General features: G+C 73.0%; 12 protein-coding genes. 8 read left to right on the top strand and 4 right to left on the bottom strand.

Annotation, left to right across the window (positions count from 1 at the left end; all coding sequences use genetic code 11):
- Window positions 1-178 precede the first annotated feature (178 nt).
- The 8 genes from ABZ622_RS18565 to ABZ622_RS18530 all read left to right on the top strand — a co-directional run bounded on the left by ABZ622_RS18565 (window position 179) and on the right by ABZ622_RS18530 (window position 10,640).
- The gene (locus ABZ622_RS18565; RefSeq protein ID WP_360544590.1) at window positions 179-1,837 is read left to right on the top strand and encodes an ATP-binding protein; all 1,659 of its coding nucleotides are present in this window, start codon (window positions 179-181) and stop codon (window positions 1,835-1,837) included.
- Window positions 1,834-3,753: a YfjP family GTPase gene (locus ABZ622_RS18560; RefSeq protein WP_360544352.1), complete on the top strand. Its 1,920-nt coding sequence runs from the start codon at window positions 1,834-1,836 to the stop codon at window positions 3,751-3,753. Before ABZ622_RS18565 ends, ABZ622_RS18560 begins: the two co-directional genes overlap by 4 nt.
- Window positions 3,754-3,852: 99 nt before the next feature.
- Window positions 3,853-4,413 carry a single-stranded DNA-binding protein gene (locus ABZ622_RS18555; protein ID WP_360544350.1) on the top strand — a complete coding sequence of 187 codons (561 nt, stop codon included), beginning with the start codon at window positions 3,853-3,855 and terminating at the stop codon, window positions 4,411-4,413.
- A 321-nt stretch (window positions 4,414-4,734) separates the two neighbouring features.
- Entirely contained in the window at window positions 4,735-6,183 is a 1,449-nt protein-coding gene (locus ABZ622_RS18550; protein WP_360544348.1) for an LAETG motif-containing sortase-dependent surface protein, read from the top strand.
- A gap of 257 nt (window positions 6,184-6,440) precedes the next feature.
- The gene (locus ABZ622_RS18545) at window positions 6,441-7,628 is read left to right on the top strand and encodes a PQQ-binding-like beta-propeller repeat protein (RefSeq protein ID WP_360544346.1); all 1,188 of its coding nucleotides are present in this window, start codon (window positions 6,441-6,443) and stop codon (window positions 7,626-7,628) included.
- A gap of 239 nt (window positions 7,629-7,867) precedes the next feature.
- Window positions 7,868-9,532 carry an energy-dependent translational throttle protein EttA gene (gene ettA / locus ABZ622_RS18540; RefSeq protein WP_360544344.1) on the top strand — a complete coding sequence of 555 codons (1,665 nt, stop codon included), beginning with the start codon at window positions 7,868-7,870 and terminating at the stop codon, window positions 9,530-9,532.
- A 5-nt stretch (window positions 9,533-9,537) separates the two neighbouring features.
- The gene (locus tag ABZ622_RS18535) at window positions 9,538-9,960 is read left to right on the top strand and encodes a thioesterase family protein (RefSeq protein ID WP_266915789.1); all 423 of its coding nucleotides are present in this window, start codon (window positions 9,538-9,540) and stop codon (window positions 9,958-9,960) included.
- Window positions 9,957-10,640: a hypothetical protein gene (locus ABZ622_RS18530; RefSeq protein ID WP_360544342.1), complete on the top strand. Its 684-nt coding sequence runs from the start codon at window positions 9,957-9,959 to the stop codon at window positions 10,638-10,640. Before ABZ622_RS18535 ends, ABZ622_RS18530 begins: the two co-directional genes overlap by 4 nt.
- On the opposite strand, the gene ABZ622_RS18525 is transcribed toward ABZ622_RS18530, so the two are convergent.
- The 4 genes from ABZ622_RS18525 to ABZ622_RS18510 all read right to left on the bottom strand — a co-directional run bounded on the left by ABZ622_RS18525 (window position 10,615) and on the right by ABZ622_RS18510 (window position 17,281).
- Window positions 10,615-11,856, bottom strand: coding sequence for a serine hydrolase domain-containing protein (locus tag ABZ622_RS18525; RefSeq protein WP_360544340.1), 1,242 nt, complete (start codon window positions 11,854-11,856; stop codon window positions 10,615-10,617). The genes ABZ622_RS18530 and ABZ622_RS18525 overlap by 26 nt on opposite strands.
- Window positions 11,853-13,403 (bottom strand): alpha/beta hydrolase, encoded by a 1,551-nt coding sequence (locus ABZ622_RS18520; RefSeq protein ID WP_360544338.1) that lies wholly within the window; start codon window positions 13,401-13,403, stop codon window positions 11,853-11,855. The genes ABZ622_RS18525 and ABZ622_RS18520 overlap by 4 nt, the downstream gene beginning before the upstream one ends.
- Before the next feature lie 111 nt (window positions 13,404-13,514).
- On the bottom strand, window positions 13,515-14,483 hold the full coding sequence (locus ABZ622_RS18515) for an ABC transporter ATP-binding protein (protein ID WP_360544336.1): 969 nt from the start codon (window positions 14,481-14,483) through the stop codon (window positions 13,515-13,517).
- Complete coding sequence (locus tag ABZ622_RS18510; protein WP_360544334.1) at window positions 14,480-17,281, bottom strand: FtsX-like permease family protein; 2,802 nt, start codon at window positions 17,279-17,281, stop codon at window positions 14,480-14,482. The genes ABZ622_RS18515 and ABZ622_RS18510 overlap by 4 nt, the downstream gene beginning before the upstream one ends.
- Window position 17,282 lies beyond the last annotated feature (1 nt).

Genomic DNA, 17,282 nt, shown 5'->3' with positions numbered 1-17,282 from the left:
GGGTGGGATTCGTGCACCGCTTTTGACGCCTCGCGCCCCGGGTGTTGTGCACTCGTTATGCCTGCGCCCCACTCATCCCCTCTGTCCCGACTTCATCCCTGGGAGAGAACCGGCGCGCAGAGGTGGCTATACGCTTCAAAAAGGCGCCAAAATTGGGCATTCTTCGCATGTGGTGACCTTGGACGTACGGCCTCAGCTCATCGACGCACTTTCCGCCCTGCGCGACCGTGTCGCTGCCGTGCGTCTTCCACTCCCGCTGCCGGGGGCCGAGCGCGCCCGGCAGACCCGGAGCGAGCTGCTCGCCCAGCTCGACGACTATCTGCTTCCCCGGCTCAGGGATCCCGAAGCGCCGCTGCTCGTGGTCATCGGCGGGTCGACCGGGGCGGGGAAGTCGACGCTGGTCAATTCGCTGGTGGGGCGGCCGGTCAGCGAGGCCGGGGTGCTGCGGCCGACCACCCGGACACCCGTGCTCGTCTGCCATCCGGACGATCACCACTGGTTCGCGGGGGCGCGCGTACTGCCGCGGCTGACCCGGGTCTGGCTTCCGCCGGAGGAGTCCGGGGGGCCCGGCCGGTGCGACGGCCTCGACGGGCTCGACGGACTCGGCGGAGACGAGGAGGACGGGATCTCGCTGCGGGTCGAGACCTCGCCGGGGCTGCCGCGCGGGCTCGCGCTGCTCGACGCGCCCGACATCGACTCGCTCGTGGTGCGCAACCGGAGGCTGGCCGCCGAGCTGATCTGCGCCGCGGACGTATGGGTGATGGTGACCACGGCCTCCCGGTACGCGGACGCGGTGCCCTGGCATCTGCTGCGTACCGCCAAGCAGTACGACGCCTCGCTCGTCACCGTCCTCGACCGGGTGCCGCACCAGGTGATCGCCGAGGTGTCGCAGCAGTACGGGGCGCTGCTCACGCGGGCCGGGCTCGGCGAGGTGCCGCGCTTCACCATTCCCGAACTGCCCGAATCGGCCGGTGGCGGCAGCGGGCTGCTGCCCACCACCGCCGTCGCCCCGCTGCGGGCCTGGCTCAGCCACCGCGCCCAGGACCCGGCGGCCCGTCAGCAGGCGGCCGGACGTACGGCGGCCGGGGTCATCGACTCGCTGGACGTACGGATGCCCGAGCTGGCCGGGGCCGTCGCGGCGCAGTACGCGGCGGCCGTGCGCCTGACCGGTGTGGTCGAGGAGGCGTACCGGGCGGAGGGCGCCCGGGTCCGGCGCAGGCTCCGCAACGGCGGCGTGCTCGCCGGGGACGCCCGGACCAGGTGGCGCGGCTACCCGCAGTACAGCACCTCGGGGGAACTCCTCGAAGCGCTGGTCGAAAGCCTCGCCGCACTTCTGCAGTGCGCCGTCGCCGCCGCCGACGAACAGATCCGCACGACCTGGCAGCGCGAACCCGCGGCCCGGGAGTTCGGCTTCGAGGACGTCGGCCGGGAAGCCGGGGGATGGGGGCCCGCCGAGGACATCCGGGGCCGGATCGCCATGGCCGTACGGCGGTGGTGGCGGGTCCTGGAGGAGCTGGCCGAGGAGGAGGTGCGCGGTCCGGAACGCAATGCCGCGCCCGACGCCGAGACCGTGGCGGCGCTGCTGGCCGCCGCACTGCTCGGCGGCCGCCGCACCCGCGGCGCCGGGGAGCAGCTCGCCGAACGGATCGGCGCCCAGGGCGCGCTGCGGCTGTGCGACAAGGGCGGGGTACTGCTCACCGAATGCCTGGACCGGGTGCTGAACGGTGAGCGCGACCGGCGGCTCGCACCGCTCGACGCGCTCGACGTGGCCCCGGAGCCGCAGGCCGAACTGATCGCCGCGCTGTCCGTACTTCAGAAGGAGAGGTGGCAGCGATGACTGCCGTCACTGACGAGGGGACCGGCCCGGCCGGGAGTCCCGCTTCCCACGAGGACCAGGACGCGGACGGGGCGGTCCCGGTGCCGGAGACCGGCCGGGTGCCGGAGCCGGGCCGGGTGCCGGAGCCGGGCCGGGACTGGAACGACGGGCTCATCGCCCGGCGGGCGGTGGCCAAGGCGGTGGATCCCGAGCCCGAGACCGCCCGGGACGACGACGTACGGCCGCCCCAGGTCGAGGCCTACGTACCCTCCGGCGGCCCCCTCCGGCCGCGGCTCGACGCACTGCGTGAACTGCTCGGACTGTCCCGGGCCCGGCTCGACGGGGACACCCTCGCCGAGGCGGGACGGGTACTCGACGAGGCGGCGGCCCGGCAGCGGCTGTCCTCCCGGCACACCGTCGTCGCCATCGCCGGGGCCACCGGCAGCGGCAAGTCGATGCTCTTCAACACCCTCGCGGGCGCCCAGATCTCCGAAACCGGACTGCGCAGACCGACCACCGCCGCCCCCATCGCCTGCTCCTGGACCGACGGGGCCGCCGGACTGCTCGACCGGCTCGCCATTCCGGGACGGCTCAGGCGCAGGCCGCAGCAGGGCGGCGCGGACACCGACGAGGCCCTCCAGGGGCTCGTACTCGTCGACCTGCCCGACCACGACTCGGCGGCGACCGAACACCGGGAACAGGTCGACCGGGTCCTGGCGCTGGTCGACGCCGTGATCTGGGTCGTCGACCCGGAGAAGTACGCGGACGCGGCCCTGCATGAGCGCTATCTGCGGCCGCTCGCCGGGCACGCCGAGATCACCTTCGTCGTCCTCAACCAGATCGACCGGCTGCCCGGTGACGCCGCCGACCTGGTCCTCGACGATCTGCGCCGGCTGCTCGACGAGGACGGCATGGCACTCGGCGAACACGGCGAACCGGGCGCCACCGTCATGTCCCTGTCCGCGCTCACCGGCGAGGGTGTCGGCGAACTGCGCGAGGTGCTCGGCCGGTTCGTCCAGGAGCGCACCGCGGCGGCGCGCCGGCTCTCCGCGGACGTGGACGCCGCCGCGGCCAGGCTCCGCCCGGTGTACGTGGCCGAGGGGCGGCCCGGCCTCGGCGAACAGACCCGCGAGGAGTTCGCCGACCGGCTGGCGGAGGCTGTCGGGGCGGCCGCGGCGGGCCAGGCGGCCGAGCGCGAGTGGCGCAGGAACGCCGGACGGGCGTGCGGCACGCCGTGGCTGCGGCTGTGGCGCTGGTACGAGTCGGCCCGGCGGCCCGGAAGCCTGGAACGCCCGGTGCAGCCCGAGCCCCCGGAGGAGGAGCTCACCGCCCGGCAGCGCGTCGAGCAGGCGGTACGGACGGTGGCGGACGAGGCCGCCGACGGGCTGCCGGGCCCCTGGGCCCAGGCGGTCCGCGAGGCGGCGGTGCACGGCGCGGACGGGCTGCCGGAGGCGCTGGACGCGCTGGTGGAACGGGCCGGTGCGGAGCACGCGTCGGGCGGTCCGGCCGTGGTGGCGACGGGCGTGGCCGGGGCCTCCGGGGTGGCGCACAGTGGCCGGGTGGGCGGGAAGCCGCCGCGGCCGAAGTGGTGGCCCGCCGCGGTGCTGGCGCAGGCCGCGATGACGCTGCTGCAGATCTTCGGCGGGCTCTGGCTGGTCGGGCAGATCGTCGGCGTGCTCGAACCGGGCTACCTCACGCCCGCCCTGGTGATGCTGACCGGGGTCGTGGGCGGGCCCCTCGTGGAGTGGTCGTGCGCGGCGGCGGCGCGTGGGCCGGCGCGACGGTACGGGCAGGAGGCCGATCGGCAGTTGCGCGAGGCGGCGGCGGCCTGCGGGCGGGCCCGGGTACTCGATCCGGTGGCCGCGGAGCTCGTGCGGTACCGCGAGGTGCGCGAGAGGTACGCGGCGGTGACGGAGATTTCCACAACCGGCGGGTAGTCCACAGGCCCCGGCAGGATTTCCGCCTTCCCTTCAACCTGGGATCAGTGACCGCGCGGACGCGATCGCTGTTCCGAAGGCCGAAGGGAAGGCGGAGTCATGAACGACACCTTGGTGACATTGGTGGGCAACGCGGCTACGGGTGTGGAGTTCCGGGAGACCGCGACCGGTGGAATGGCGCGATTCCGGTTCGCGGTGACGCCGCGCCGCTGGGACCGCGAGAAACAGCTCTGGACGGACGGGCACACCAGCTTTTACACGGTGTGGGCCTGGCGGACCCTGGCATTGAATCTGTCCGGTTCCGTTTCCGTCGGTGAACCACTGGTCGTGCACGGCCGGCTGAAGGTGCGCGAGGAGGAACGGGAGGGACAGCACAGGACGTTCGTGGACATCGAGGCGGTCGCGGTGGGCCACGATCTGACACGGGGTACGGCGGCGTTCCGGCGGGTGATGAGGGGGGAACCCGCGCTGACGGCCCGGGTGGGCCGGGCGGAGAGGCCGGGCGCACCGGCCCGACCGGAAGGGGGCACCGGTCCAAACGGTCCGGACGGTCCGGATGTCCTGCGTGATCCGGGCGATTCAGGGAAACCGGATGGTTCCGGGACCAGGCGCTCGACAGGCCGTCAGAAGGCCGGACAGGAGCTCGTATCGGCGCCGTGAGGACCGGGAGTGAACGCCGAGAACGAGCGCCGAGAACGAGAGCCGGGAACGAATGACGGGAGCGAGTTGGGGAGCGCCTTGGTGACGCGCAGGGCGGCCGGGGCGGCCCGGGGGAGACCCGGAAGCGGGCCGGGCAGGCGAACGCGAGTGATACCGGCGATAACGATTCCGATTCGGAATGGTTGTACGACGGTATGACGGGGGACTGTTCATCGCTTCGTCCTTAGGATTCCCCAGTACTCACGGGGCACTTGAGTCGACTGGCGGGGCAATCCCCACACGCGCATCAGGCGCGGAGGGTCCCGCCCGGAGGGGAATTCTGTGTTTTCTGCTTCTTCAGCGACCGCTTCGTCGTCCTCGGTGACGACGGCCAATTCTCCACGGCGGCGCGGCATAGCCCGGCTGGCCGCATCGGTGGTGGCATCCGGTCTGGTCATGGCAGGCGCCCTCGTCGGCGCGGGCAGCGCGGTCGCCGACGAGGCGCCGCAGCACCAGGGCGGCGCGGCCGCGGTGCTGGACGGGTTGAAGACCTTCGACCGTGCCGTGCTGCACACCGACGGCCGGGACCAGCAGCTGCCCGCCGGCCTCTTCGAGATGACCGTCGACGGCGGCGGCCAGCTCAAGACGTACTGCATCGACATCCACAACCCCACCCAGGACCAGGCGAAGTACCTGGAGACCCCCTGGAACCAGACCTCGCTCGGCGCCAACAAGAACGCGGGCAAGATCCGCTGGATCCTGGAGCACTCCTACCCGCAGGTCGACGACCTCGCGGCGCTCGCCAAGGAGGCCGGCACCGGCCCGCTCACCGAGAAGACCGCGGCGGCGGGCACCCAGGTCGCCATCTGGCGCTACTCGGACAACGTGAACGTCGAGGCCACCGACGGTCAGGCCGAGAAGCTGGCCGACTGGCTGGAGCACAGCGCCGTCGACCAGGCCGAGCCCAAGGCGTCCCTCGCGCTGGACCCGGCCGCGGTCTCCGGCAAGTCCGGTGAGCGGCTCGGCCCGGTCACCGTCCGCACCAACGCCGGCCAGGTCTCCGTCACCCCGCCCGCCGACGCCGCCAGCGGCGTCAAGGTCACCGACAAGGCCGGCAAGCCCGTCACCGCCGCCGCCAACGGCGCCGAGCTCTACTTCGACGTGCCCGACGGCGCCGCCGACGGCTCCGCCTCGCTGACGGTCCAGGCCACCACCTCGGTGCCGGTCGGCCGGGCGTTCGCCGGTGTCACCAAGAGCCAGACCATGATCCTGGCCGGCTCCAGCGAGACCACGGTCTCCGCGACCGCCACCGGCACCTGGGCCAAGAAGGGCGCCATCCCGGCCGTCACGGCCAAGAAGAACTGCGCCAAGGGCGGCGTGGACGTCACCGCCGCCAACACGGGCGACGAGGCCTTCACCTTCGAGCTGGCCGGTGTGAAGCACACCATCGAGGCCGGTAAGTCCGAGACGGTCACCGTCCCGGTCGCCGAGGACCAGGCGTACGACTTCACGATCACCGGCCCGGGCGGCTTCACCAAGACGTTCAAGGGCGTCCTGGACTGCAAGACCAGCGGCAGCACCACCGGCGGCACCGAGACCCAGACCGGCGGCGACAAGCCGGCCCCGGCCACCTCCGGCGGCAGCACCTCCGGCGGCTCGGGCGACCTCGCCGAGACCGGTGGCTCCAGCGCCACCCCGGTCATCGCGGGCGTCGCGATCGCCCTCGTCGTGGTCGGCGGCGGCGCGGTCTTCCTCCTCCGCAAGCGCAAGGCCCAGCCCGCCGCGCAGTAACCCCGCACCACCTCCCCGCACACGGACGGCGGAGTGACGAACGACGGGCGGACGATCACGTCCACCCGATGACGGCCCCGGCACGCAGACGCGTACCGGGGCCGTCGCATGCCGCAGGGAGGTTCAACTGCCAAAAAACAAAAGGCGGTTGAGGCATCCGCAGGGGATCATTGGGCCCGAAGCGGGCCACCGGATCCGGTGGTCGGTCCGCCCTGTGCGCATCGCCACGGCGATGCCGGATGATGGGGGATGTCCGAGTGAACCTTCGAAGAACCATGGCCGTCGTGTGCAGTGCGGCCCTGTCGGTCGTCGCGTTCGTGACACCGGTCGACGCGCAGTCGGCGCAGACCGGCGCCACAACCACCTACCAGATCAACGCACGGCACGACGGCAGCCTCGTCGACACCGCCGTGGGTGCGCCGCCGCTCAGCCAGAAATGGTCCCGCGACCTGGGCGGGAACGTCTCCTACCCCATCGTGGCCGGCGGGCGCGTCTTCGCCACCGCCGCCTCGCCGGACGGGTACGGCACCGTCCTCCACGCCATCGACGCGGCCACGGGCGAGAACGCCTGGGAGCCCGTCGACCTCGGTGGCACCTACTGGTGGTCCGCGCTCGCCTACGGGGGCGGTCGGCTCTACGCCCAGAACCACGACGGCGTACTGACCGCGTTCGACCCGGCCACCGGGGCGAAGATCTGGACCACCACACTGACCCCGCAGTACTCCTTCACCTCCCCGCCCACCTTCGCCAACGGCGTGGTGTACACGGGCGGCGCCGGCTCGGGCGGCACCCTGTACGCGGTGGACGCGGCCGACGGCTCCGTGCTCTGGACCCAACCCGTCGCGAACGGGGACAACAGCTCGCCCGCCGTCACGGCCAACGGGGTCTACGTCTCCTACGCCTGCGAGCAGACGTACGCCTTCGACCCCAAGTCGGGCAACCCGATCTGGCACCACCGGACGGACTGCTCCGGCGGCGGGGGCCGCACCCCCGTTCTCGCCGACGGCGGTGTCTGGGTCCGCGACGCCGCCGGGATGACCCCCTCGGTCCTCAACACCACCGACGGGCAGGTCCGCGGCACCTACCAGGCCTCCGGCCGGTCGCCCGCCCCGGCCTTCGACGGCCGTCAGGGCTACTTCGTCGACGAGGGTGTCCTCCAGGAACGGCACAGCCGCACCCTGGACACCCGCTGGAAGTTCGAGGGCGACGGCCGGATCAGCACGGCGCCGATAGTCGTCAACGGCTACGTCTACGTCGGCTCTCAGTCCGGCCGGCTGTGGGCGCTCAACGGCGCCACCGGCCAGTCCGTGTGGTCCACCGACGTCGGCGCGCCGATCAACGAGCCCGACGAGCAGAACGTGTCCGAGCCCCTGACCGGCCTCGGCGCGGGCGGCGGACTCGTGGTGGTCCCGGCCACCCACCTGCTGGTCGCCTACGGGCAGTGAGGAACGGGTGTGGCCGCCGGCCCCGGCGGCCACACCCCGGCCCCGGTCGCCGGTGGTCCGTCGGTGATCGGCGGCGACGACCGGTGACCGGCCGGCTACCCGCGGGGACCGATCGGCTGCCGGCGGGGGCGGCGAAGGGGCAGGTCACGGGTTCCCGGTGATACGGGTTTCCATCCTGGGATGGACGTCAGGCAAGATGGGGTGTATCTGCCCACACATCGATAGCCGGACGGTTTCTCTTGGCTGAGTACATCTACACCATGCGCAAGACGCGCAAGGCGCACGGCGACAAGGTGATCCTTGACGACGTCAACCTGAACTTCCTGCCCGGGGCGAAGATCGGTGTGGTGGGCCCCAACGGCGCCGGTAAGTCCACGGTGCTGAAGATCATGGCGGGCCTGGAGCAGCCCTCCAACGGTGACGCGTTCATCTCGCCCGGCTTCAGCGTCGGCATCCTCATGCAGGAGCCGCACCTCGACGAGACCAAGACCGTTCTGGAGAACGTCCAGGACGGGGCCGCCGAGGTCATGGGCAAGCTCAAGCGCTTCAACGAGGTCGCCGAGCTCATGGCGACCGACTACTCCGACGCGCTCATGGACGAGATGGGCAAGCTCCAGGAGGACCTGGACCACGCCAACGCGTGGGACCTGGACGCCCAGCTGGAGCAGGCCATGGACGCGCTGGGCTGCCCGCCCGGCGACTGGCCGGTCGTCAACCTCTCCGGTGGCGAGAAGCGCCGCGTCGCGCTCTGCAAGCTGCTGATCGAGGCCCCCGACCTGCTGCTCCTCGACGAGCCCACCAACCACCTCGACGCCGAGTCGGTGAACTGGCTGGAGCAGCACCTCTCGAAGTACCCCGGCGCCGTCGTCGCCGTCACGCACGACCGGTACTTCCTGAACAACGTCGCCGAGTGGATCCTGGAGCTCGACCGCGGCCGCGCCCTGCCGTACGAGGGCAACTACTCCACGTACCTCGACAAGAAGGCCACCCGCCTCAAGGTCGAGGGCCGCAAGGACGAGAAGCGCGCCAAGCGGCTCAAGGAAGAGCTGGAGTGGGTCCGCTCCAACGCCAAGGGCCGGCAGACCAAGTCCAAGGCCCGTCTCGCCCGTTACGAGGAGATGGCGGCCGAGGCGGACAAGATGCGGAAGCTGGACTTCGAGGAGATCCAGATCCCGCCGGGCCCGCGGCTCGGTTCCATCGTCGTCGAGGTCGAGAACCTCTCGAAGGCCTTCGGCGACAAGGTCCTCATCGACGACCTGTCGTTCACGCTGCCGCGCAACGGCATCGTCGGCGTCATCGGTCCGAACGGCGCGGGCAAGACCACGCTGTTCAAGATGATCCAGGGCCTGGAGACCCCCGACAGCGGCTCGGTCAAGATCGGTGACACGGTCAAGATCTCCTACGTCGACCAGTCCCGCGCCAACATCGACCCGAAGAAGACCCTCTGGGCCGTCGTCTCGGACGAGCTGGACTACATCAACGTCGGCCAGGTCGAGATGCCCTCGCGGGCGTACGTCTCCGCGTTCGGCTTCAAGGGCCCGGACCAGCAGAAGCCGGCCGGCGTCCTCTCCGGTGGTGAGCGCAACCGCCTCAACCTGGCGCTGACGCTCAAGGAGGGCGGCAACCTGCTGCTCCTCGACGAGCCCACCAACGACCTCGACGTGGAGACGCTCTCCTCGCTGGAGAACGCGCTGCTCGAATTCCCGGGTGCGGCCGTGGTCATCTCCCACGACCGCTGGTTCCTGGACCGGGTCGCCACGCACATCCTCGCCTACGAGGGCGAGTCCAAGTGGTACTGGTTCGAGGGCAACTTCGAGTCGTACGAGAAGAACAAGGTCGAGCGGCTCGGCGCGGACGCGGCCCGTCCGCACCGTGCCACGTACAAGAAGCTCACGCGAGGCTGATCGTCTTGGCTCGTCACATCTACAACTGCCCGCTGCGCTGGTCGGACATGGACGCCTTCGGCCATGTGAACAACGTGGTCTTCCTCCGCTACCTGGAGGAGGCGCGCATCGACTTCATGTTCCGGCTGGCGCCGGGGGACGGTTCGCCGTCCTTCGCGGGCGGCTCCGTCGTGGCCCGGCACGAGATCGACTACGTACGGCCGCTGGTCCACCGGCACGAGCCGGTGACCGTCGAGTCGTGGGTCACGAAGATCGGTGCCGCGTCGCTGACGATCGCGTACGAGATCAAGGACCCGGACCAGGTGTACGTCCGGGCCTCGACCGTCGTCGTGCCGTACGACCTGGCCGAGGAGCGGCCCCGGCGGATCTCCGCCGAGGAGAAGCTCTTCCTCCAGCAGTACCTGGCCGAGGAGCCCGCCGCAGTATGACGGTGCCCGTACGGTCGCTGGAGTTCGCCGACACGAGGGAGGCCGCGGATCTCGCGGCCTTCCTCGGCCGGCTGCTCCACTACGACCGGGCCGCCGCGGTGCGGATGCAGGCGGGCGGCGGCGCGCTGGCCGTGTTCGGCAGGCCGCCGTCGTTCGAGGTCCTGGCGATCCGGACGGCGCGGCTGGCCGGACCGGACGACGGCTTCGACGTCACCGTGTCCGCCGGTGAACTCCTCGAATCCCTCGGGGAGTCCACCGAGGCCGGTGCGATCCCGGCACCCGTCACCGGACCGCCGTGGACGGGCGTCCTCCCGCCGCGCGGCGGCTGGCGGGAACAGCCCGGCCTGCCCGACCCGGTCTCCCTGCGTGCGGCGGTCACCGCCGCGGTGGCGGAGTTCCGCTCCCGCGACGAGGCGCTGCCCGAGGAGCGCCGCACCCGGGCGGAGCGGGACCTGATCGGCCGCGAGATCTGGTCGCGCACGGTCGCCGGTACCGGGCTTCCGCTGCGCGCCGTGCACGCCGCCCAGTCGCTGGGATTCCTCCGCCCGGCACCGGACTTCCCCGTCGCCCTGCTCGCGGCCGGGTCCTGGCTGCGGCTGCGCACCCCGTTCGGCTCCATCGCCCTGCGCGGTCCGGGCAGCGGGCTCGGCACGCTCAACCTGTCGGTGGGCGCGGGCTGAGCGACCGGCCCGATGACCTGCCCCGTCCCGGACGGATCGCCCCGGCCCGACCGGTCAGGGCCCTGTCCACCAGACGTCGCGCGGCCGCGTCCTGGGCGTCCTGGGCCGGGTCGCCCATCCGCAGGGTGAACGTGGCGCTGGTCGCGGCCCGCGCACCGTCCGGCGTCACCCCGCTCTCGGAGACGATCCCGAGATGGGTTCCGCCGTGGAACCAGATCCCGCCGTCGTTCCCGGTCACCGGGCGCCAGGCGATGCCCAGTCCGTAACGGACTCCCGGTGCCGCGATCCAGTCCTCGGCCACGACCGTCTCCTTCATCGCGGCCAGCTGGGCCGGGCGCAGCAGCCGGCCGCTCATCAGGGCGCGCAGGAAGACACCGTGGTCGTGGGTGGTGCTGATGACGGAGCCGTCCGCCCCGCCACCGGAGGCCAGCGTCGTGTCGGTGGGCCGGGTGCGGCCGGGGAACCAGGTGTACGCGGTGGCCGTGGGCCGGGGCACGTACGGCGAGGTTCCCGGGGTGAACGTGTGGCGCAGGCCCAGGGGTTCGATGATCCGGTCGTGGAGCTCCTGCGCCCAGGAGTTGCCGGTCACCCGCTCGATGATCAGGCCCGCCACCACGTAGTTGGTGTTGGAGTAGCCCCAGCGCCGGTCCGGGTCGGGGCGTTCCGTGTCCGGGACCCACAGGGGCGGCCGGCTCAGCGCCGCCTTCAGCTGGTCCTCGGGGGTGGTGATGCGGAACCGCGAGCGGCGGTAGCCGTCCGGGGTGAACGCGTCGGCCGAGTCCGGTGAGACGGCGAGGTAGTCGTTGAGCCCGCTGGTCTGGCGCAGCAGGTCGGCGACCGTGATCCTGCGGCCGTCGTTGCCGTTTCCGCGCACGGTGCCGGGCAGCCACCGCTCGACGGTGTCCGTGAGCGCGAGCCGTCCCTCGCCCGCCAGTTGGAGGGCGAGCGTGGCCGTGAACGTCTTGGTGTCGCTGCCGATCCGGTAGTAGGCGTCCCGGGGGACGGCGGAGCCGGCGCGGGCCGTGGTCCGGCCGCGGGCGCTCTGGACCTCGGCCAGTACGCCGGTGGCTCCGGTGGCCACGATCGCGTCCACATCTTCCTGGAGGCGGTCGCCGAGCGCGGAACGGTGGCGGGGCGCGGCCGCCGCCGCGGGGCCGGACGTTCCGGTGAGCAGGGCCGCCGCCGTGGCCGCCAGGCCCGTACGTCTGCTGATCACCGGTCCTCCCCGGTGCGCGGGCAGGTCAGGTCGGTGCCGGGCAGGGTGCCGTCGCGCAGATAGTCGTTGACGGCCTCGTCGGCGCAGGGGACCGGGGTGAGGCCGTCGAGGCCGCGTCCGTACACCCCGTGCGAGCGGATGTCGGCCGTCACCAGCCGTGAACCGGTCAGCCGGCGGTGCAGCGCCAGTGCCCCTTCGTAGGGGACGTTGTTGTCGCGCCGGGCCTGGAGCATCAGCACGGGTACGTCGTTGCCGATCACCGTGGCGGGTTCACCGGATGTGCTCCTCCAGAACGCGCACGGGGCCATCATGCCGTTGACGAGCGGGCCGAAGACGGGCTGGGCGGTGCGGCTGCGCTCCATGTTCTTCCAGTACGTCTCCGGGTTCTTCGGCCAGCCGCCGGCCGGCCAGCCGCGGTCGCCGCACATGAACAGGGCCCCGCCCAGCATGCTGTCCGCCAGCTCGGGCGAGGCGAGCAGTTCGAGCATGGCGGCGAGCTCCGGGCCGGGCTCGACCGGCCTGCCCGCCGCGGCGTCGGCCAGGTCGCGCACCGTTCCGGCGAGCGCCGGGTCGTACTCCTCGTGCTGGATCAGCTGCCTCAGCACCAGCCGCAGCAGCGGCGCGTCGAGCCGGACGCCGGAGACGGTCACCGGGCGCCGCTCGGCCCCGTCGAGCAGCCGTTGGACGCTCGACCGCACTTGGGCGGGCGTGGTGCCGAGCCGGTAGGTGCCGTCCTGCTGTGCGGCCCATCCGGCCCAGGCGTCCAGGGCCTCTTCGAGCGGCCTGCCCGCCCGCTGGAAGAGCTCGTACTGGGTGGCCGTCGGGTCGGTCGAGGAGTCGATGACGACGCGGTCGGCGCGGCGGGGGAACATCTGGGTGTAGACGGCGCCCAGATCGGCGCCGTACGAGACGCCGTAGTACGACAGCCGGCGTTCACCCAGCGCCGCGCGGATCGCGTCCATGTCGCGGGCGACGTTCCGGGACGTGGCGTGCGGGAGGAGCCGGGCGTTGTCGCCGTGCTCCTGGCAGCGGCGTGCGGTGTCCCGGGCGGACCGTACCGACTGCTCGAAATCCTCGCGGCGGGTCGTGGCCGGGCCGGGCGTGGGTGCCGGGGCGGCGGGGTCGCAGGCGACGGGGGTGGACTCGCCGAGGAAGCGGGGATCGAAGCCGATCAGGTCGTAGCGGCCCGCGACGTCCTTCAACGCGGGGCGCAGATAAAGGGTGTTGGCGAGCCCCGGGCCGCCCGGGCCACCCGGGTTCGACAGCAGGATGCCGCGCCGCTGTCCGGGCTTCGCGGTGGCCCTGATGCGGGAGACGGCGATCCTGACCGTCCGGCCGTCGGGGTCGGAGTAGTCGAGCGGGACGGTCACCTCCGTGCACTGCGCACCCGCCTCGTTCAGCTCCCGCTGCTCCGGTGAGCAGGGGCCCCAGACGAGCCGCTGGTGAGTGGGCGGGGCGGGGGTGACGGGGGTGGCCGACGCGGGCACGCTGCCCGCGAGTAAACAGGTCAGGCCCAGGCCGGCGGTGACCAGTGAGGCGACGCGCATCGTGCTCCTCGGATCAGGTGGATGACTCCCGCACGACGCTAGGCGCGTACGCGGTGCGGGAACATCGGGCCACCCGGCCGAAGCGACCTGGGGCCAGCACCACCGGAACCGTTACGACTTGGCGTCGTCGTCCGGCCAGACCCCGATGTGGTCGTGCTCCAGTTCCAGCATCACCCGGTGCTCCATCCCGAGCGTCTCCGTGTAGTCGGCGGGCAGCTGGAGCCGGCCTGCCCGGTCGAGCATCGCGTACTCGCGGGCCACCTGGGACTCCAGGCCCGTCGTGGCGTCGACCTCGGTGCGGCGCAGCACCTCGGAGGACGTACGGCCGTCCCGGATGGCGACCGTGCGGCGGACCTCGGAGGCCACCGTCTGGTCGTGGGTGACGATTACGATCGTGGTGCCCAGCTCCTCGTTGGCACGGCGGAACGCCGCGAAGACCTGCTCACCGGTGGCCGAGTCGAGCTCACCGGTCGGTTCGTCGGCGAGCAGTACCGACGGGTTGTTGGCGAGCGCGACCGCGATCGCCACCCGCTGCTGCTGGCCGCCGGAGAGCTGCTGGGGGCGCCGGTCGCGGCAGTCCTCGACCTCCAGGATCTTGAGCAGCGACTCGGCGCGGGCGGCCCGTTCGGCCCCCCGGACCCGGCCCCGGCCGCGCAGCTGCATCGGCAGGGTGACGTTCTGGACGGCGGTGAGGTACGGGAGCAGATTGCGGGCGGTCTGCTGCCAGACGAACCCGACGACGTCCCGCCGGTAGCGCAGCCGTTCCTTCGGCCCCATCGACAGCAGATCGCAGCCCGCGACCTTCGCCGACCCGGCCGTCGGCACGTCGAGGCCCGCCAGGATGTTCATCAGGGTCGACTTGCCGCTGCCCGACGCGCCGACCAGGGCCATCAACTCGCCCTCGGTGACCAGGAGATCCAGGCCCTGGAGGGCCTGCACCTCCACCCCGTCCGCGGAGAAGATGCGGACCAGCCGGTCGCAGGCGATCAGTGCGTCGTGCCCGTACGAGGGCCGGTCGCGGCGCGCGGTGGCGCGCTGTTCGAGCTCGGCGAGTGTGGTGTCGGCCGACTGCGACGTCATCGGGGGTCTCCTGCCCTGAGTTCGGTGATCGATCCGCGGCGGCTCGCCCACCAGGCCTGGGCGGCGACCGCCCCGACGGTGAGAACGGCCACGCCGAGTGCCGGGAGCGTCAGCGACCACGGGTCGGGCCGCAGCCGGGCGGTGTCCGGCGCGGTGGCGCCCGGCCCGTTGAAGAGCGCCAGCCCCACGAGGTCGACGCCCGGGGCAAGCAGGGTGATCGTCGCCCAGCCGACCAGCACCCCGCCGAGGGCCGCGGGCAGCGCCTGCGGCAGCGATTCCAGTCCCAGCAGCCGCCTGCCCTGCCGGGAGGTGAGACCCATGGTCCGCAGCCGGGCCAGCAGGGCGGTGCGCTCCGGTGCGGTGCGCAGCAGCGACAGCAGGACGGCCATCAGGGCGTAGCCCGCCCCGGCTGCGACCGCCGCCACGTAGATCTTGCGCGCCCCCTGCTGCATCGGGGTGTCGACGAACGCCGCTCGCTCCTCGGCGCGCAGCCGCACGGAGATGCCCTTGCTCACCTGCCGGGCCGCGGCCCGCAGCGCCTTCGGGTCCGGGTCACCGGCCACCAGCAGGGTGGTGGTCCGCTGCCGGGTGAGCGCCGCGGCGTCGACGAGCAGGAACTCGTGGTCGGGGACGGCAGCGGTACGTGGCACGATCCCGGCCACCCGCACCCTGAGGTCCCCGGCCGGGGTGGACAGGTCGCGCGGTCCGTCGCCCAGCTCCGCGGCGACGGACCGTGACACGATCACCGGCACGACCACGTTCCCGGCCTCGCCCTTGTCCGCCCGCAGCCGGTCGGCCGGGAATGTCCCCAGGTCCGCCGTACGGGCCAGCCCGGAGTACGCGTCGGGGTCGACGCCCAGCACGACCATGTTCTTCATGCTGCCGGTGCCGTCCGCGCCGGGCGGCATCGGTACTCCGGACATCACCTGCACCGCGGCCACCTGCCGGACGCCGTCCGTCGCCCGGACCTCCCGGACCAGGCGGGCCGGGAGCGGCGCCGTGTCGAGCAGCCCGCTGATCCGGGCGTCCGCGCCGACCGCGAGCATCGCCGCCCGGTCCCGCGCGTCCGCGACCCCGGCCAGGACCGAACCGCCGAACGCCGCCGTGGTCAGCGCCAGCAGCAGCGCGAGCAGCGGCAGCGCGCCGGCCGCCGAACTCCGCCCGGCACGGGCCAGCGACAGGAAGCCGACCGCCCCGCGCCGCCGGGCGACGGCCCGCGAGGCCAGTCGCAGCGGCCACGGCAGCAGCCGCACCAGGACCAGCGCCGCGATCAGCCCGACGAGAACCGGGGCCGCGCTGACCAGCAGATCGCCGCCACCGTCCGCCGTGCCGCGCCGCCGCAGCCCGGCCACCGCCCCCACCGCCAGCACCAGCACGGTGAGCTCGGCGACCGTACGCAGCCGGGACGGGCGGGCGTCCATCAGGTCGTCGCGGGCCCCGGGCAGCCGCGGTCGGCGATGCGGCAGCACCGCTCCTACCGGCACCGCGGCGCAGATCAGCGCGGCGACGACGGCCGGCCCGGCCACCGAGGGCCACAGCCGGGCCGGTCCGAAGAACGGCAGCGCGGCCAGCAGCCCCAGCGCCGCCGCGGGCACCGCGACCACCGCCGTCTCAGCGAGCAGCCGCCCGCCCAGCCCGGCCAGCGAACCGCCGCGCGCCCGCAGCAGTGCCAGTTCCTCCCGGCGCCGCCCGCCGATCAGCCCGGCCGTCATCAGCAGCACCACGGCGGCGACGGCCCCGACGCCCACGGCGGCCACCACGACGACCGGCTCGATCGCCGTGCGCAGCGTGTCGTACCCGGCGAGGATCTGGTCCAGTTCGGTCCGGAAGGACGCGTTGTCACCGGCCATCGCCCGCAGCCGCACCAGCCCCGGACCGCTCTCCAGCGAGGCGAGCGCCGAGCGCAGCCCCGGCACATCGTCGGCGGTCAGACCGGAGACCTCTGGCGCGAACCGCCAGAACATCTCCGGCTCTCCGGTCGAGCCGAGCAGGGCGGGCGCGGCGTCGGGCGGCAGCAGCACGGCCGCGGTCCAGTAGTAGCGAGGCGGGGTCAGGCGAGGCGGGGTCGAGTTCGGCTCGGGCACCAGGGCCGGGGTCCGGAACAGTGTCTCGGCCGACCAGTAGGTGCTCCGGGGCTCCCTGGGGGCGACGACGCCGGTGATCCGTACGGTCAGATGCTCCCCGGCCCGGGTCGGTACGGAGATCGTCGCGCCGGGCTCGACCCCCAGCGCCTTCGCGGTCTCCTCGGTGACCGCGCCCTCCACCGCGTCGGTGTCCTCGGTGACCGTGCCGCGCACGGTGGGCCAGGCACCGGAGCGCAGTGTGGCGTGGCGGGGGAGGCCCGACAGGGTGGCGTAGCTCAGCTGCGGGTCGAGCCCCTCGGGCCGGGGCAGCCAGGTTTCCTGCGCGGGCATCGGCCGGCTGGTGCGGAAGCCGTACGCGGAGTCGGCGGCACCTGGCCGCACCTTGGCGGGCAGCGCGGCGCGCGTGCTCTCGTGGATGGCCTTCAGCGCCGCGTCGCGCACCGCCGCCTCGCGCTCGGCCGGGAGCAGTTGAAGGCTGGGCTGCGGGCTGATCAGCTCCAGGACGCTGTGCCCGGGGCTGGCGGCGGTGATGTCGTGGTGCAGCCCGTCGGTTCCCTGGCGCTCCACCGCGCGCGGGAAGAGGGCCGCGAGGAACGACGTCAGCAGCACCAGCAGCCCCAGCGCCCAGGCCGTGCCGGGTGCGGTGCGCAGCCGGGTACGGACCCAGGGCGCACCGGCGGGGGTGCGGCGGTCTCGAACGGAACGCGGAGTCATG

It is taken from the genome of Streptomyces sp. NPDC007164 (assembly GCF_040634135.1).
Taxonomy (GTDB): Bacteria; Actinomycetota; Actinomycetes; order Streptomycetales; family Streptomycetaceae; genus Streptomyces; species Streptomyces sanglieri.
This window is presented reverse-complemented; position numbering and strand designations above follow the sequence as displayed.